The following is a 15,315-nucleotide window of genomic DNA, read 5'->3' as shown; positions in this document are numbered from 1 at the left end:
TTACACAAAATCCCCCGCTCCTGTACGAAGCGGGGGATTTAAACATATTTTTTCTTTTTATTCTTCCTTTTCTTCAGCTTCCGCAAGCTCTTTTGCAAGCGCTTGTATCCGCTCTAATGGTTCCTCCAATATTTCAGCGATTTCCTCCAATGTTTTTCCCTTGGCAAGCTTCTTACAAATTAGGCCTTTTAACTTTTGATCTACCCCTTCTTCTATCCCTTGTTTTATTCCTTCTTCTATCCCTTGTTTTATTCCTTCTTTTATTCCTTCTTTTATCCCTTCTTTTATTCCTTGCTTTCTCCCTTCTTCTCTCCCTTTTTGAAGACCTTCTTCCCAGCCATCCTCACGGGCTGCTTCACGCATCATACGCATGACTTTTTCTTCATCATATTCATATATGCTCACCTTTTTCGCCTCCGTTCTGTTCTTGCTCAAAAATTCTGACAGAATCCCCTCTTTAATACATTCCGTAATCGCCTGTTCTACCGCCTCAGACAGGGAAACATTCTCCGCATACCGCCTGACTCTGGCAGTATATTCAGAGTAATCTCTCAACGTCTTGCAGTTATCCAGCAGCTGTGGATTATGCCCCGGATTAATATTCAGCATAACGGCCCTTAACTCCAGCGACGGTTTATCATCCGGTACCTGAAACACACTAGAAAGCCTTAATTCCTGCACGTCCGGCTGCTCCTCGATGCCATTGTAAAAGATAACAAACTTTGGGGGAGGCAGCAGCACTTTACGGGGGCCGTACAGATTCTCATCCCGCGTCATGCTTGAATACAGATCCGAAATATACATCAGATATCTTAGCGGAAGATTGGGACTATAGGTGGACTGATGCTCATAGAGCGTAAGTCTGGAGTCAATCACGAATGAGATATCATTATGCATCGAAAGGTAAATTGCATTTTCCAACGTATTCACTTCCAGCATCTCCGGGTCGTCATACTTCGTTCCGTTCGCCGCATTATACAGGCTTAACAGTTCCTTCTTGTCGCTGAATACCATTTCAAATATCCGCGATTTGTAAACACGGTTAACTGCTGTATTTTTCTGATAAGTGTGTTTTTCCATAAATTGTCCTCCTTATTCAAAAAATGTCGTTCGCAGGAGGTATCCTTTCGTTCACTTATCTAACGGGAACCTCTCTGCTGTCAATAAATGAAATAAAGCATTGAGATTCCTGAATCGTTTATATAGAAATGATAAACAGTATTGGGGTGTGCCCCTTAGAATTTTAGAATAATAATGCTTTCTAATATTTTAACACACATACCTACGCTGTTCCAGTGATAAAATCATACAAAACCATAGAATAGAGTGGACAAGTCCACTTCAACTACCTATATCTCCCCGGAAAGTTTTTATAAAAACAAGCATATCCGTCCGGATATGCTTGTTTGTCTGTAGGACCCTAAAAATTGGTGCTTTGCCGTCAGTCCCTTTTCTTTTGCACTATTAACGATAAATAATGTCATGTCTTCCCGGTCCGTTTGATACCATCGTAATCGGGTAGCCAATCTCTTTTTCAATAAATTCAATGTAATTTCGGCAGTTTTCCGGAAGCTCCTCATAATTCTTAACTCCACGGATATCGCATTTCCAGCCCGGAAGTGTCTTGAGAACCGGTTTTGCCTTTTCCAACAGATAGGTGGCCGGGAATTCCGTCGTCACCTCTCCGTCAATCTCATACCCTACACATACTGGTATCTCATCCAAGTATCCGAGCACATCCACTACTGTGAAAGCGACATCGGTCGTCCCCTGCAGACGGCAGCCGTATTTGGAGGCTACACAGTCGAACCATCCCATTCGTCTCGGACGCCCTGTAGTGGCACCGAACTCTCCTCCGTCTCCGCCGCGTTTTCTCAGCTCATCTGCCTCATCGCCAAAGATCTCACTGACAAAGGCTCCCGCACCAACAGCGCTGGAATAAGCCTTGCAAACGGTGACAATCTGCTTAATCTCATATGGCGGAATCCCTGCCCCGATAGCGCCGTAAGCCGCAAGCGTGGAAGAAGATGTGACCATAGGATAGATTCCATGATCCGGATCCTTCAATGTACCGAGCTGTCCCTCCAGAAGAATATCTTTCCCTTCTTTCAGCGCTCTGTCAAGGAATAAAGAAACATTGCATACATACGGCGCAACCATCTCCTTGTATTCCATTAGTTCATTATATAAATCATCAGGATTAATCGTCGGTTTATGATATAAGTGTTCCAGAAGCACATTTTTCTGCTCTGCAATGCGCACTACTTTTTCCTTCAGCAGCTCTGCGTCGAACAATTCACTGATTTGAAATCCGATTTTTGCGTATTTGTCTGAGTAGAACGGTGCAATTCCAGATTTGGTAGAGCCAAAGGATTTGCCGCCCAGCCTCTCCTCTTCATATGCGTCAAAATTTTTGTGATAGGACATCACCATCTGTGCTCTGTCAGATACCAGAATCTTGGGAGCCGGAACCCCTCTTTCGATGACAGACTGAATCTCCTTAAATAATACCGGAATATCTACAGCTACACCGTTGCCGATAATACTGGTGGTATGATTGTAGAACACACCTGACGGCAGTGTGTGAAGGGCAAATTTTCCATAATCGTTGATGATGGTATGTCCTGCATTAGCACCGCCCTGAAAACGAATGATGATATCCGCCTTTTCAGCAAGGGTATCTGTAATCTTTCCTTTACCTTCATCGCCCCAGTTCGCTCCAACTACTGCTTTAACCATGATAAATCCTCCTGCGTATCTTTTAATATAACTATCCCTTATAAATGCTATGAGCTTCTCTTATAAGAAGCCGTTAAAATTATACTACATTTTCAACCGTCTGTATACTCCTATTTTGATTTCCATTAAAAATCCTTTTATTTTTTACATAAGCGGCGCCACCAGACGCAGTACCTGTCCATATACCTTTGTAAACAGGCTTCTATTCTGCACTTCTGTCAAGGTTACCTTGTGGCACTTATCCAATGTTTCCTGAAAATCCTTCTCAATAGCATACACTACCGGATTGTGATAAATAAACACACCACATTCAAAATGCAGATACAGACTGCGGTAGTCCAGATTGATAGTGCCTACCGTAGCGGTGTCGTCATCCGATGTAAAGACCTTGGCGTGTATAAATCCCGGCATATATTCATAAATCTGAACGCCGCTTTCAATCAATTCGCTATAATAGGTCTTTGCCAGATAAAAAGCGTATGGTTTATCCGGAATATGAGGCATGATAATCTGCACCTCTATCCCACTCTTAGCCGCTCTGGTGAGGGTCGTAATCATCTCATTATCCAAAATCAAATAAGGCGTCATAATATGCACGTACTTTTTCGCGTGATTCAATATATGGAAATAAACTTCTTCACCCACATTCTCATCATCATAAGGGCTGTCCCCATAAGGAATCATATATCCCTGTTCTCTGCGGAATCCCCTGTGTTTCACGGTCAAGTACTTCTTATATATGTCAGGCCTTTTTTCATCCACATTCCACATCTGCAAGAACATCATGGTGAAGCTCTGCACCGCGTCGCCTTTCAGCATGATCGCAGTATCTTTCCAATGGCCAAACCGCATCTTCTCATTGATATATTCGTCCGCCAGATTGACGCCTCCGGTAAACGCGGTCGCACCGTCTATGACACAGATTTTGCGGTGGTCACGGTTATTCTGATGGGTGGAAAGCACCGGTTTGATCGGCGCGAACTGCTTGCACTGTATCCCCATCCGCTTAAGTTTCTCCGGATACTCATAGGGGAGCAGGGCAACGCTGCACATCCCGTCGTACATAAAGCGCACTTCCACGCCTTCTTTAACCTTCGCCGCCAGAACATTCAAAATAGTGTCCCACATGATTCCTTCTTCGACAATAAAGTATTCCATAAAGATAAACTTTTTAGCATTTGCCAATTCTTCTACCAGCACCGGGAACTTATCGTCACCCAGCGGAAAATACTGGGCATCCGTATTGCCATACGTGGGAAATCCTAACTGCTGATACAGAAAGTGAGAAAGATTCGTATTCGCAAGCCGGCTGCTCCTCATCAACTCCACAATATTCTCATTCTGCTTCATATAGGGTTCCGTCTCCATGCGAAGTATCTCCAGCCGCTTTCCTATGTACCGTGTGCCGATTTCCGTCTGCACAAATATATAAAATCCTACACCTACCACCGGAACGAGCAAGATAAATAAAAGCCACGTCATTTTAATCTCCGGTGCCCCTTTTGCATTGATAATATAGATAACAGCCGCCATGGAAAGAATGACAAATATTCCATAAAGATAGTTGGTATATCCCTCCAGATAAGTAAGGGTGAACCCCATAACGCCTATCTGCATCAGAAGAAGTACGAACACAACCGCTGTACGGCTGTAGATTACGCCAAACACTTTATTTTTTGCTCTTTTCCCCATGCTCTGACTTTTATCGTGGTGCCTTAATTCCCTCGTCATCTAAGTCCTGCATCCCTTTCTCTATAAGTTACTGAAACATAACAATATTGTATAATAATAACACATTTTTACCCCACGTACAATCCCGCTGTCCCTTAGTTTTTCGCCCCTCCGCCCTCTATCTATTACATTTTTTGGTAAAATACGCCTGTTTATAAATATTTTACTTTCCCTTTTTGTGAAAAAGTATTACAATATAGTTGTTTATATACTATAGTTATACGAGCAAGATATGGGAAAGGAGCAGTATTATGGCTAAAAAGTTTGGTAAATTTCTGCTTGGAGTAACAGCCGCAGGAGCTGCCGCTGCAGGCGTTTACTATTTATTAAAGAAAAAGAATGAAGATGAACTAGAAGATGAATTTGAGGATGATTTTGAGGATGACGACTTTGAGCTTGACGATGACTTAGGCGCAGTCTCCGAACGAGGCTATGTGCCCCTCACACCATCGTCCGATTCCAAAGAAGAAAAAGAAGAATCCTGCAGCGATGAATTTGACAAGGCTGTGGAAGACGCTGTGGCAGAAGCAGACAAGGCTGTGGAAGATATAGCGTCAGAAGATGAGAAGGCCAGCGAAGAAGCTGCCGATATGGGCAGCGCATCTGACGCATCCACTCAGAAAAGTGAATAATGTATGTACGTAAAAGGAATCGGGTTGGGACCCGATTCCTTTTCTTATTAATGCATATCCGTATTTATTTAGGCAGCCTGAATGAACTTTTCAGGGATACGATACGGTTGAACACAAGTGCATCGGGTTTTGAGTCGTGAGCATCTATGCAGAAATATCCCTGACGCACAAACTGAAAACTGTCATAAGGCTTTGCGTCTTCAAAATTGGGTTCTACATAAATCTCCTTGACAGTCAATGAATTGGGATTCAAATTCAAGGAACCATCCTCCTTATTGTACACGCCCTTTTCTTCATCCACCAGATTCTCATAAAGCCGAACCGTCGCTTTCACTGCGTAGGGAGCCGGCACCCAATGGATCGTACCCTTCACCTTCCGGCCGGTAAATCCACTTCCACACTTCGTCTCCGGATCGTAAGTACAGTGCACTACCGTCACATTTCCATTCTCATCCTTTTCATAATCCACACATTTAACAAAATAGGCGTTCATGAGCCTGACCTCATTCCCCGGGAACAGCCGGAAATATTTTTTCGGAGGCTCTTCCATAAAGTCGTCACGCTCTATATAAAGTTCTCTGCAGAACGGCACTTTCCTGCTTCCAAGCTCTTCGTTTTCCAGATTGTTGGGAGCGTCCAGATACTCTGTCTCCCCCTCCGGATAATTGTCGATTACAAGCTTGATAGGGTCTAGGACTGCCATCATTCGAGGACGTTTCAGCTTCAAGTCTTCCCGGATACAGTATTCCAGCATTGCGTAATCGACGGAGCTCTGGCTTTTGGATACTCCGCACAAATCAACGAACATACGGATAGATTCCGGAGTGAAGCCGCGCCGTCTAAGCGCCGCGATGGATACCAGCCTCGGATCGTCCCAGCCGTCTACAATCCCGTCCTCCACCAGTTTTTTGATATAGCGTTTTCCTGTCACCACATTTGTCAAATATAATTTAGCAAACTCAATCTGACGAGGTGGATTCTCAAATTCACATTCTCTCACGACCCAGTCATAAAGCGGCCTGTGGTCTTCAAACTCCAATGTACAGATAGAATGTGTAATTCCTTCTACCGCATCCTCGATCGGATGGGCAAAATCATACATCGGGTAAATGCACCATTTGTCTCCCGTATTGTGGTGGCTCATCCTAGCTACTCTATAAATAATCGGGTCACGCATATTAATATTAGGTGAGGCCATATCAATTTTAGCGCGGAGAACCTTCTCTCCGTCTTTGTACTGGCCCGCACGCATTCCTTCGAATAAGGCGAGATTCTCCTCGACACTCCGGTTCCTATAGGGGCTGTCCTTCCCCGGCTCAGTAAGTGTCCCTCTGTACTCCCTAATCTCGTCCGGCGTCAAATCACATACATATGCTTTTCCCTTCTTGATTAGAAGAACCGCACACTCATACATGGTGTCAAAATAATCCGAAGCAAAGTAAAGATGCTCCTTCCAGTCTGCCCCAAGCCACTGGATGTCATCCTTGATGGACTCCACAAACTCAGTCTTTTCTTTGGTAGGGTTCGTATCATCAAAACGCATGTGGAACGTACCATTATACTTTTGAGCAAGTCCATAGTTCAAAAGGATAGATTTTGCATGCCCTATATGCAGATATCCGTTGGGCTCCGGCGGGAATCTGGTACAGACATGATCGTATACTCCCTCCTGTAAATCTTTATCGATTTCCTGCTCGATAAAATTTTTTGAAACCATTTCTTCTGCCATGATGTTCCTCCTCAACTCTCTATCGTTTAATATTGTGCGCATCCTCCCCGGAGGGCTTTTTATTACATAGATAAATTCAAAGAACTTACCTATGTAATAAAAAAATACTCCCTTAACGGGAGTTATGAAAGCTGCCTAGCGGAATCGAACCGCCGACCTCCGCCTTACCAAGGCGACGCTCTACCGACTGAGCCAAGGCAGCACGCATTTTTGCGACTTGTTAAATATATCATATTCCCCTTCTGATTGTCAATATCTAAGATGGAAATTCTCCATTTTTCGGGAGGGAAAACGCACCTTTTCAGGCGGCCTTCCCCTCAAAAACATCAACTACTCTTTTAAATGCCGGACATAATACAACAATGCGTCAAGAAATTCTGCATTCGACGGCGGCTTATACAATTTGTACCCACAGACTTCTTCCAGCAGCGGCCTGTTCATCTTCCATGATTTCATCACTGCAGTGCGTATATTATATTCAACATTATGTACCGGCACGTCCAGTGTCTTTGCGATTTCAGGGTACAATAATATTGTAATTCCCGTCAAAATCTCTTCATCGTGTTCAATCAGCCGAAATGCCAGTTGAATATATTCATGCCCCTTATATCTCGCGGTAATCCCCAATTTCCTCAAAACAGATTCCACCTTCTCATCCATCTTTCATTTCTCCTGTCATAAGATTTCATTCCTTTGTTATAATATAAAGAATTTTAGAAGGTTTTGTCGAAATCGTGATAATTCGGGGATAATCGGGAAAATATCTATTTTACAAGTTCTTTCGCTTTTGCCTTTATCCTTTGAAGCGCATTGTCGACCGTCTTGGGACTCTTCCCAATAATATCTGCAATTGTCAGATAATCCATACCTAAAAGGTGCAGATAAAGCACCCGATTCTCAAGTTTGCTCAGGCGCTCTTTCAGCTCTTCTTCAAAAGCACGCGCGTATTCCTTGCCGAGAAGTGCTTCCTCAGGATTGCTTTCCGCTCCTGCCTCAATCGTCTCCGCCAGCGGCATTCTTCCTTCCTGATCCTCCTCCTCTGCATAGAGAGAAACGTAAGAATTCAACGGAATGTGCTTTTTCCGTCTGGCCGCCTTCATGGCTGTATATATCTGCCGGGAAATGCATAGCTGGGCAAAACTGTAAAATGATGTGCCTGCCTCCGGGTTATAATCCTGCACAGCTTTAAACAGGCCAATCATTCCTTCCTGAATCAAATCATCATTTTCACCACCGAGAAGATACATAGCCTTCGCATTCTGACGCACAAGCCCCTTATACTTCTCCATGATATAATCAGTAATCTCCTTGTCCCCAAGGCGAAGCTTTTCAATCAATTGTTCGTCTGTCATTTTGTCATAATCCATATCCGCCAACCTTTACTATGCCATTCTTTGCCGGACGATCTCGTAAGCCAGAACTCCTGCCGCAACGGATGCATTCAGAGAGTCAATATCCCCCTTCATTGGAATAGACGCGGTCATATCACATGTCTCTTTCACCAGCCGTCCAACCCCTTCTCCTTCATTGCCGATGACCAGACCGATGGGGCCCTTAAGGTTCACACGGTACATCACCTCCCCCTCCATATCTGCACATACAAACCAGAGGCCTTTCTCCTTCAGCTCCTCCATCGTTTTCACTAGATTCGTGACCTTGGCAACCGGTGTATAATTGAGCGCTCCCGCAGAAGTCTTGGCCACCGTAGCCGTAAGTCCTGCCGCTCTCCGCTTAGGAATAATCACTCCGTGCGCCCCCGCCAGATTAGCAGTACGGATGATTGCTCCCAGATTATGGGGGTCCTCAATATTGTCCAGCAGTATCAAGAACGGCTCCTCCCCGCGTTTCTTTGCCAAATCCAGCATGTCTTCCACTTCTGCATATTCATAGGCTGCCGCCAGCGCGATAGCTCCTTGATGTTTTCCCGTCTCCGACATCTGGTTCAGACGCTCTTTTGTGACAAAATTGATAATTGTATCGTGCTTTTTTGCCTCTCTCACTATGGTGCGTATCGGCCCGTCCTGACAACCGTCCAATATATATACCTTGTCGATGGGCTTGCCGGAGCGAAATGCCTCCAGCACCGCGTTGCGCCCTTCGATCACCAAACTCTTTACTCCATTTTCTTCCAGCATGATTTCCCTGCCTTTCCTTATTTTCACTACAGCCAGTACGCTCTTACTCCTCGACCGCCTGTTTCTCATCCAAGCTTTCCAGCCCCATTCTAACTAAATCCAGCATGCGCTTATAATCCTTTTTCAAATACAGCCACCCCATCAGCGCCTCAAACCCGGTAGCTCTCCTGTAATCCGTAACCGATTGGTTCTTTGCCGGGGAGACGCTTTTAGAATTTCTCCCACGTTTATACACCGCATGCTCCTCCTCTGTCAAAAGAGGCTGCAGTATTCTCATCATCTCTGACTGGGCCGAGGCCTGTACCATCCTACTTGTCTCTTTATGCAGTTTTTTGACCGGCTTATTGCCCTCATTGATTACCAGTGTTTTAATAATTAAATCATAAATACTGTCCCCAATATATGCCAAAGTAAGAGGTGAATAACTGGCTGCATCCACCTCTTCCAATTCAAACAGCTCGCACATATAAGAATCCAGCTCAAAACTTACGCTTTTTTCCATTGCACTCCTTCACGGGTATCTTTTAAGATAATCCCCATCTCTAATAATTTATCACGTATTTCATCTGCTCTCGCAAAATCCTTCGCTTTTCTTGCCGCCTGACGCTCCTCGATCAGCTTCTCTATCTCCGCGTCAAGAAGCTCTTCCTTCTTATCCACAATCAGCCCCAGAACATCCGCAAGCTTCACGATCAAATCAAGGAGGTTCTGCAGGTATTCCTTGGAACTTGCAGCATCCGCCGTAGTGTTACTGTATTTTACCAAATCAAAAATAGCTGCGACCGCATCTGCCGTGTTGAAATCATCGTCCATCGCCGCTTCGAACGCGGCTACATACTCCTGTGTCCTTTCAAACTTATCCTGCTCTTCGCCAGTCATCTTCTCTGTCTGCGCCACACCCAAGAGATGCTTCAGATTATCCGCCGCATTGACAATACGCTCCAGACCGTTCTTAGAGGCCTCCATCAAATCGGCGCTGAAGTTCAGCGGACTTCTGTAATGAGCGCTCAGCATGAAGAAACGAAGCACTTGAAGGTCATACTGTTCGCTGATTTCCCGGACCGTGCGGAAATTGCCAAGAGATTTCGACATCTTACGGTTATCAATATTTAAGAATGCATTGTGCATCCAATATTTTGCAAATTCTTTTCCGTTAGAAGCCTCGCTCTGGGCAATCTCATTTTCATGGTGGGGAAATACAAGATCCTCCCCGCCCGCATGGATATCTATCTGTTCACCCAAATATTTTTTCGACATGACAGAACACTCGATATGCCACCCCGGCCGCCCGTCGCACCACGGAGATTCCCACGCCGGCTCGCCTTCTTTTTTCGGCTTCCAGAGCACGAAATCAAGCGGGTCTTCCTTTTCATCCTCCCCGCTCACCAGCAGAGAACGCCCCCCCGACCTTAAGTCATCCAAATTCTTATGGGAAAGCTTTCCATATTCCGAAAACTTTCTCGTGCGGAAATACACCGTGCCGTTCTTCTCGTAAGCGTATCCTTTTTCTATTAAATCCTCAATCATTTCCACCATCCCGCAGATCTCCTCTGTAGCCAGCGGATGCTTCGTGGCCGATTTGACATTCATGCCGGCCATGTCTTTTTTGCATTCTTCGATATAGCGCTGTGATATTTCCTGCGCGGACACGCCTTCTTCAATCGCTTTTTTAATAATCTTATCATCTACATCTGTAAAATTTGATACAAAATTTACCTCATAGCCTTTGTATTCAAAGTACCGACGCACTGTATCAAATACAATCATCGGCCTTGCATTTCCAATATGGATAAAGTTATAGACTGTAGGTCCGCAGACATACATCTTAACCTTGCCTTCCTCCAGCGGTATAAATTCTTCCTTTTTTTTTGACAGTGTGTTAAATACTTTCATTTGTCTCTACCTCTTCTTTATTTATTTTCTTTTCCAATTCATCAAGTTTCCTTTTCAGCCTCCGGTTGTCTGCCTGAAGCTCCCTGATATCGTTGAGCACCGGATCGGGCAGATGGATTTGGTCAAGTTCTGCTCTGGGCAGCTTCTGATCCCCCATCCTTACGACTCTCCCCGGCACTCCGACGACCGTGCAATTGGGCGGAACTTCCTCAATCACCACAGAGCCGGCTCCTATCTTTGAATTCCTTCCTACCGTGAAAGAGCCAAGAACCTTGGCACCAGCACTGACCATAACATTGTCCTCCAACGTAGGATGGCGCTTTCCCTGCTCCTTGCCAGTGCCCCCGAGCGTAACTCCTTGATACAGTGTCACATTATCCCCAAGGATAGCGGTCTCTCCAATAATCACACCGCTGCCGTGGTCAATAAACAATCCTTTTCCGATCTGCGCTCCCGGATGTATCTCAATCCCCGTCTTGCGCACCGCCCTTTGGGATATCCAGCGGGCCAAAAAATAATGCTTCTTCAAAAATAATTTGTGGGCAAGTCTGTAATGCAGTATCACCTTAAAGCTTGGATACAGCAGTACTTCCATGCCAGACTTAATTGCAGGGTCCCTGTCTCTGACTACCGCAATCTCATCTCTGATATACGAAATAATCCCCACTTAATCAACTCCTTTTTAAAAAAAGAAAACTTCGTCTCTAAAAATCCAGAGACGAAGTCTATCCGCGGTTCCACTCTATTAAAAGATTAAAACTTTTCTAACCTTTCACTTGCTGCATGTAACGGATGCGCTCCGTACCCGGCTACTATGCCAAATTAGCAGTTCGCCGAATCAACTCCCGAATGCACTTCACACTCCCTATCTTCAGGTCTGCTCTCAGCCGGTGACAGTCCCTCTCTTTCAAGCTTCCGGAATGTTACTCTTTTCGTTCCTCGTCTTTCTTCTTTATATCCCATATCTAGTTATATACTATGCGAATTATTTTATTTTGTCAACCATGAACCTATACAATTTCATTGAGAAAAACATTCTGCAGCGGGACCAGTTTGCGCATCTCGCCTTTAAACTCATCCGAAAATGTCTCCTGTTCCTCTTTCTCAATGGCCTCCAGCGACTTGTAACCGAACAAAATACTTGCCAGCGCGCTGATACTGATAAGCTGTACGTCATCCTCCGGCTTCACGGCAGGTTTCGTGCGCACCACAAGATGCTCACAATTGCCTTTTATCATAAACAGCTTATTGTTTTCTTGTATTAAAGGGTCTACCAGCCAGAATTTGACATTCATCTCCTCCCAGCACACCATACAGGAAAGCAAAGTCTCTATGTGAAGCAGTCTGGCCATTATGATAGGTTTTTTCTTCGGCTGTTTCTCGAACCGAATTCCCAGTTCTTCGAACACCAACTCATATCCGGGAGCAGTCATGGGCTCCCGCACAGAAAAGCCTGCTTCATCATCATAAATAAACATTCCCTTGATGGAGTCATCTTCCTCCGCAATCATGATTCCGCCCTTTTGACTAATCTGTTCCTCCAAAAGCCTCTCATAATATCTGCGGTCACGTTTGGCGTACACTTGGCAAGTATCGCGCAGCAGATATTCAGCGAACTCTGACATGCGTTTGCAGTCCACTTTCTCCGCCCTGCGCAGCTCTATCTTATTCCCTGCCCGCTCCGAGGCTTTCATAGCATTCGTAAGAAGAGGCTCTGCATGAATCTCCTGTTCTGTCTCCTCATCCGGACACAATGAAATCCGCCATTGCTCCGCCGCATATATAAAGCGGAAATGATGGGGATAATAAATCTTCTCATCCGCAGGCATCAAAAAGGTGAACGGAAGATGTGCCGTGTACATGTCCCGCATAGACTTTTTCAGCAGCTCGGTCATATATCCCTGTCCTCTGCACAAAATGTCGGTAGCAACCCCGACAATATAGCGGCCTGCCACTTCTCTTGGCCCTACATGCAGAACGTAAGGGTTCAAATGAATCATAGAGCGTATGGCACCATCGGTCTCTATCACATAAATATCATTGTCTTTGATCTTCTCTGTATAATAATATTCGACGAAAGCCTGCGTGTCTTCATCGAACACCCGCTCCCACAAAGGCCTTGTCAACAGATTCTCACTCTGCTTTAATCTCTTAAGAATCATAGGCGCAGCCCCCGCATCCGGCACAAGAACGGCTTACCTGCGTGACATCCACACTCCTAAGATTGGTGAGCTTCTCAATCGCGCAGATTGCCTGTGAAGAAATGCCTTCACCACTTCCGGTAAACCCAAGCCCCTCTTCTGTAGTCGCCTTTATATTGACCTGATTATCACGAATCCCTAAGGCCGCCGCAATATTGGCCTCCATCTCTTGGATATAAGGCCGCATCTTCGGGCGCTGTGCAATGATTGTCGCATCAATATTTTCCACAATGTACATCTCATCATCCAGCAGCTTTCCCACACGCTTCAAAAGCTCTATACTGGATATTCCCTTATACTCAGCATCGGTATCAGGAAAATGCTTTCCAATATCGCCAAGGGTCGCCGCTCCGAGAAGTGCGTCCATGACAGCGTGCAGCAGGACATCAGCATCAGAATGGCCGAGAAGGCCCTTTTCATAAGGAATCCTCACCCCTCCTAAAATCAACTCCCGTCCTTCTACCAGCTTATGGACATCGTAACCCATTCCAACTCTCATATATTGTCTATTTCCCTTCTTCAGAATCCTTATCTTCTTCCTGCTCCCCGGCACCATCGTTCTGTCCGGAATCATCGTCGTCTTGTCCGGAATTGCTGTCGTCCTCAACTTCGTCCAATGCTTCCTGTTCTTCCTTACCGGCCTTTATATATTCCTTGATATTAAATATGACGGTAGCAGCGCCGAACAGCGCAAAGACCACACCGCATATAATAAATAAAATCTTATTCTGTGGATTGCCTTTGACAGCGCTGTTCACCAACTGAACTCCCATATATACTAAATATGCGCCCACGAACGCCATAAATATTTTTCTTGTCCTTGTCTGCATCTTTTTTCCTCCGTGTATTCTTTGCTCATTGTCCTATTTTATCACATCTACGTTAGAATTGCCACGCTTTTTCTGCCATATAAAATATACGGTACACACAGCCAGCGAAAATGCTGTTGCCATAGGTACGGCAAATCCAAGCATCCTCAAAATTTCATTGGTGCTCCCTTCCATCCGGCTCACGAAATAGGATACCGGTATCCTCACACAGAATGTTGCCAGCAGGCTATGCACCATTGAAATGACAGACCTTCCACACCCGCTGAAATAGGCGTTCATATTGAACACGAACGCGACCAGCATACAATCGATGGAAAATGATTGAAAATACCGGGCAGCCCCCTCCACGACCAGACGATCCGTCGTAAAAATAGAAGTGATTGTCTCCGGCGTGATTTGAGCCGTCACAAATACAATCACACCAAATATCAGGGAATACAAAATTCCAAATTGAAGTCCCCGAAGAGCCCGTTTCGGCTTACCTGCTCCTATATTCTGTGCCGTCATAGTCGCCACCGCAGAAGAAAATGCTCCCGGCGGCAGCATAGCGAATCCCAATATCTTTTCTACTACACCTACCGACGCCGAGGCGATTACCCCCATACTGTTGACAATTGCCGTAATAATCAGAAACGACATGTTGACAAGGGCATCCTGAAGCGCCAGCGGACAGCCTACTTTGAAAATGAAGACCGCCGAGGGCGTATGAAACCGAAGATGCCTCCGCCCGAACGGAAAGGCCAGTCCTCTCTTCACCATATAGAAAAGCGCCGCCAAAAAGCTGACAGCCTGCGCCGTAATCGTGGCAGCAGCCGCTCCTGCCGCCGCCATATGCAATCTGGCAACCAGTAGATAATCCAGCCCTACGTTAACCACACACGCCAAGGCGATAAAATAAACCGGAGTGCGGGAATCCCCCATCCCACGGAAGATACCACTGACCGCATTATATCCAATAATGAACGGAATCCCACAGGAGCAGATAAACAAATACTCTTTGGCATAATGCACCGCTTCCGTCGGCATCTGCATCAATGTGACAACCCCGCCGCTCGCCGCGGTCATAAGCGGTGTCAGAAGCAGCGCCAATCCCGCAAAAACGATGCACATCGTTCCCACTGCTCTGGCCGCACCTTCTTCATCCTTTGCGCCAATATACCGGCCGATCAGAACTGTCCCTCCTGTGGATATTCCCAGCACGACTCCCGTGAGCGTCTGCATAATCTGGCTTCCACTGGCAACAGCAGATACAGCCGCAGAGTCCGCGAACTGTCCTACCATGAATAAATCCGCCGCCCCATAGAGCGCCTGAAGCAGGCTGGCCATAAGAAAGGGAATCGCAAAATTTAACAGTGTACTCCATATTTTTCCTTCAGTAAGCTTACTTGTCCTCATCTTTTCTCCTTAGTAATATACCCAGATATA

15 protein-coding genes, 1 tRNA gene and 1 other annotated feature are annotated in these 15,315 nt (G+C 45.5%); of the genes, 1 reads left to right on the top strand and 15 read right to left on the bottom strand.

Annotated elements, in window-relative coordinates; translation table 11 throughout:
• Positions 1 to 57: 57 nt before the first annotated feature.
• From BN6465_RS02840 to cls, 3 genes are all read right to left on the bottom strand, one after another.
• On the bottom strand, positions 58 to 1,080 hold the full coding sequence (locus BN6465_RS02840) for a hypothetical protein (protein WP_066731518.1): 1,023 nt from the start codon (positions 1,078 to 1,080) through the stop codon (positions 58 to 60).
• A gap of 384 nt (positions 1,081 to 1,464) precedes the next feature.
• On the bottom strand, positions 1,465 to 2,739 hold the full coding sequence (locus tag BN6465_RS02835; protein ID WP_066731516.1) for an adenylosuccinate synthase: 1,275 nt from the start codon (positions 2,737 to 2,739) through the stop codon (positions 1,465 to 1,467).
• 144 nt (positions 2,740 to 2,883) lie between these two features.
• A complete protein-coding gene (gene cls / locus BN6465_RS02830) occupies positions 2,884 to 4,470 on the bottom strand; it encodes a cardiolipin synthase (protein WP_066731514.1) in 1,587 nt (528 codons plus the stop codon).
• A gap of 251 nt (positions 4,471 to 4,721) precedes the next feature.
• On the opposite strand from cls, the gene BN6465_RS02825 reads away from it, so the two are divergent.
• The gene (locus tag BN6465_RS02825) at positions 4,722 to 5,102 is read left to right on the top strand and encodes a hypothetical protein (protein WP_066731512.1); all 381 of its coding nucleotides are present in this window, start codon (positions 4,722 to 4,724) and stop codon (positions 5,100 to 5,102) included.
• A 64-nt stretch (positions 5,103 to 5,166) separates the two neighbouring features.
• On the opposite strand, the gene BN6465_RS02820 is transcribed toward BN6465_RS02825, so the two are convergent.
• The 12 genes from BN6465_RS02820 to BN6465_RS02765 form a co-directional block, all read right to left on the bottom strand.
• Positions 5,167 to 6,831 (bottom strand): glutamine--tRNA ligase/YqeY domain fusion protein, encoded by a 1,665-nt coding sequence (locus BN6465_RS02820; protein WP_066731511.1) that lies wholly within the window; start codon positions 6,829 to 6,831, stop codon positions 5,167 to 5,169.
• A gap of 129 nt (positions 6,832 to 6,960) precedes the next feature.
• Positions 6,961 to 7,033 (bottom strand) — tRNA-Thr (locus BN6465_RS02815).
• Between the two features lie 128 nt (positions 7,034 to 7,161).
• A complete protein-coding gene (locus tag BN6465_RS02810) occupies positions 7,162 to 7,491 on the bottom strand; it encodes a sporulation initiation factor Spo0A C-terminal domain-containing protein (RefSeq protein ID WP_066731507.1) in 330 nt (109 codons plus the stop codon).
• Positions 7,492 to 7,595: 104 nt separating this feature from the next.
• Positions 7,596 to 8,198: a sigma-70 family RNA polymerase sigma factor gene (locus tag BN6465_RS02805; RefSeq protein WP_066731505.1), complete on the bottom strand. Its 603-nt coding sequence runs from the start codon at positions 8,196 to 8,198 to the stop codon at positions 7,596 to 7,598.
• 15 nt (positions 8,199 to 8,213) lie between these two features.
• Positions 8,214 to 8,966 carry a 23S rRNA (guanosine(2251)-2'-O)-methyltransferase RlmB gene (rlmB, locus tag BN6465_RS02800; RefSeq protein WP_066731503.1) on the bottom strand — a complete coding sequence of 251 codons (753 nt, stop codon included), beginning with the start codon at positions 8,964 to 8,966 and terminating at the stop codon, positions 8,214 to 8,216.
• A gap of 43 nt (positions 8,967 to 9,009) precedes the next feature.
• Complete coding sequence (locus BN6465_RS02795; RefSeq protein ID WP_066731501.1) at positions 9,010 to 9,468, bottom strand: Mini-ribonuclease 3; 459 nt, start codon at positions 9,466 to 9,468, stop codon at positions 9,010 to 9,012.
• Positions 9,453 to 10,859 carry a cysteine--tRNA ligase gene (gene cysS, locus BN6465_RS02790; RefSeq protein ID WP_066731499.1) on the bottom strand — a complete coding sequence of 469 codons (1,407 nt, stop codon included), beginning with the start codon at positions 10,857 to 10,859 and terminating at the stop codon, positions 9,453 to 9,455. Before cysS ends, BN6465_RS02795 begins: the two co-directional genes overlap by 16 nt.
• Positions 10,846 to 11,526, bottom strand: a complete 681-nt coding sequence (gene epsC / locus BN6465_RS02785) for a serine O-acetyltransferase EpsC (RefSeq protein WP_066731497.1) — start codon at positions 11,524 to 11,526, stop codon at positions 10,846 to 10,848. The genes cysS and epsC overlap by 14 nt, the downstream gene beginning before the upstream one ends.
• 44 nt (positions 11,527 to 11,570) lie before the next feature.
• Positions 11,571 to 11,808 (bottom strand) — a binding site (T-box leader).
• Between the two features lie 61 nt (positions 11,809 to 11,869).
• Positions 11,870 to 13,021, bottom strand: coding sequence for a GNAT family N-acetyltransferase (locus tag BN6465_RS02780; protein WP_066731495.1), 1,152 nt, complete (start codon positions 13,019 to 13,021; stop codon positions 11,870 to 11,872).
• A complete protein-coding gene (ispF, locus tag BN6465_RS02775) occupies positions 13,011 to 13,559 on the bottom strand; it encodes a 2-C-methyl-D-erythritol 2,4-cyclodiphosphate synthase (RefSeq protein WP_066731493.1) in 549 nt (182 codons plus the stop codon). The genes BN6465_RS02780 and ispF overlap by 11 nt, the downstream gene beginning before the upstream one ends.
• A gap of 7 nt (positions 13,560 to 13,566) precedes the next feature.
• Complete coding sequence (locus tag BN6465_RS02770; protein WP_066731491.1) at positions 13,567 to 13,890, bottom strand: hypothetical protein; 324 nt, start codon at positions 13,888 to 13,890, stop codon at positions 13,567 to 13,569.
• A gap of 33 nt (positions 13,891 to 13,923) precedes the next feature.
• Positions 13,924 to 15,285: an MATE family efflux transporter gene (locus tag BN6465_RS02765; RefSeq protein ID WP_066731490.1), complete on the bottom strand. Its 1,362-nt coding sequence runs from the start codon at positions 15,283 to 15,285 to the stop codon at positions 13,924 to 13,926.
• Positions 15,286 to 15,315 lie beyond the last annotated feature (30 nt).

The organism is Bariatricus massiliensis, assembly GCF_900086725.1.
Taxonomy (GTDB): domain Bacteria; phylum Bacillota; class Clostridia; order Lachnospirales; family Lachnospiraceae; genus Allocoprococcus; species Allocoprococcus massiliensis.
The sequence above is the reverse complement of the archived record's forward strand: the minus strand, read 5'-3'. Positions and strand labels throughout refer to the sequence as shown.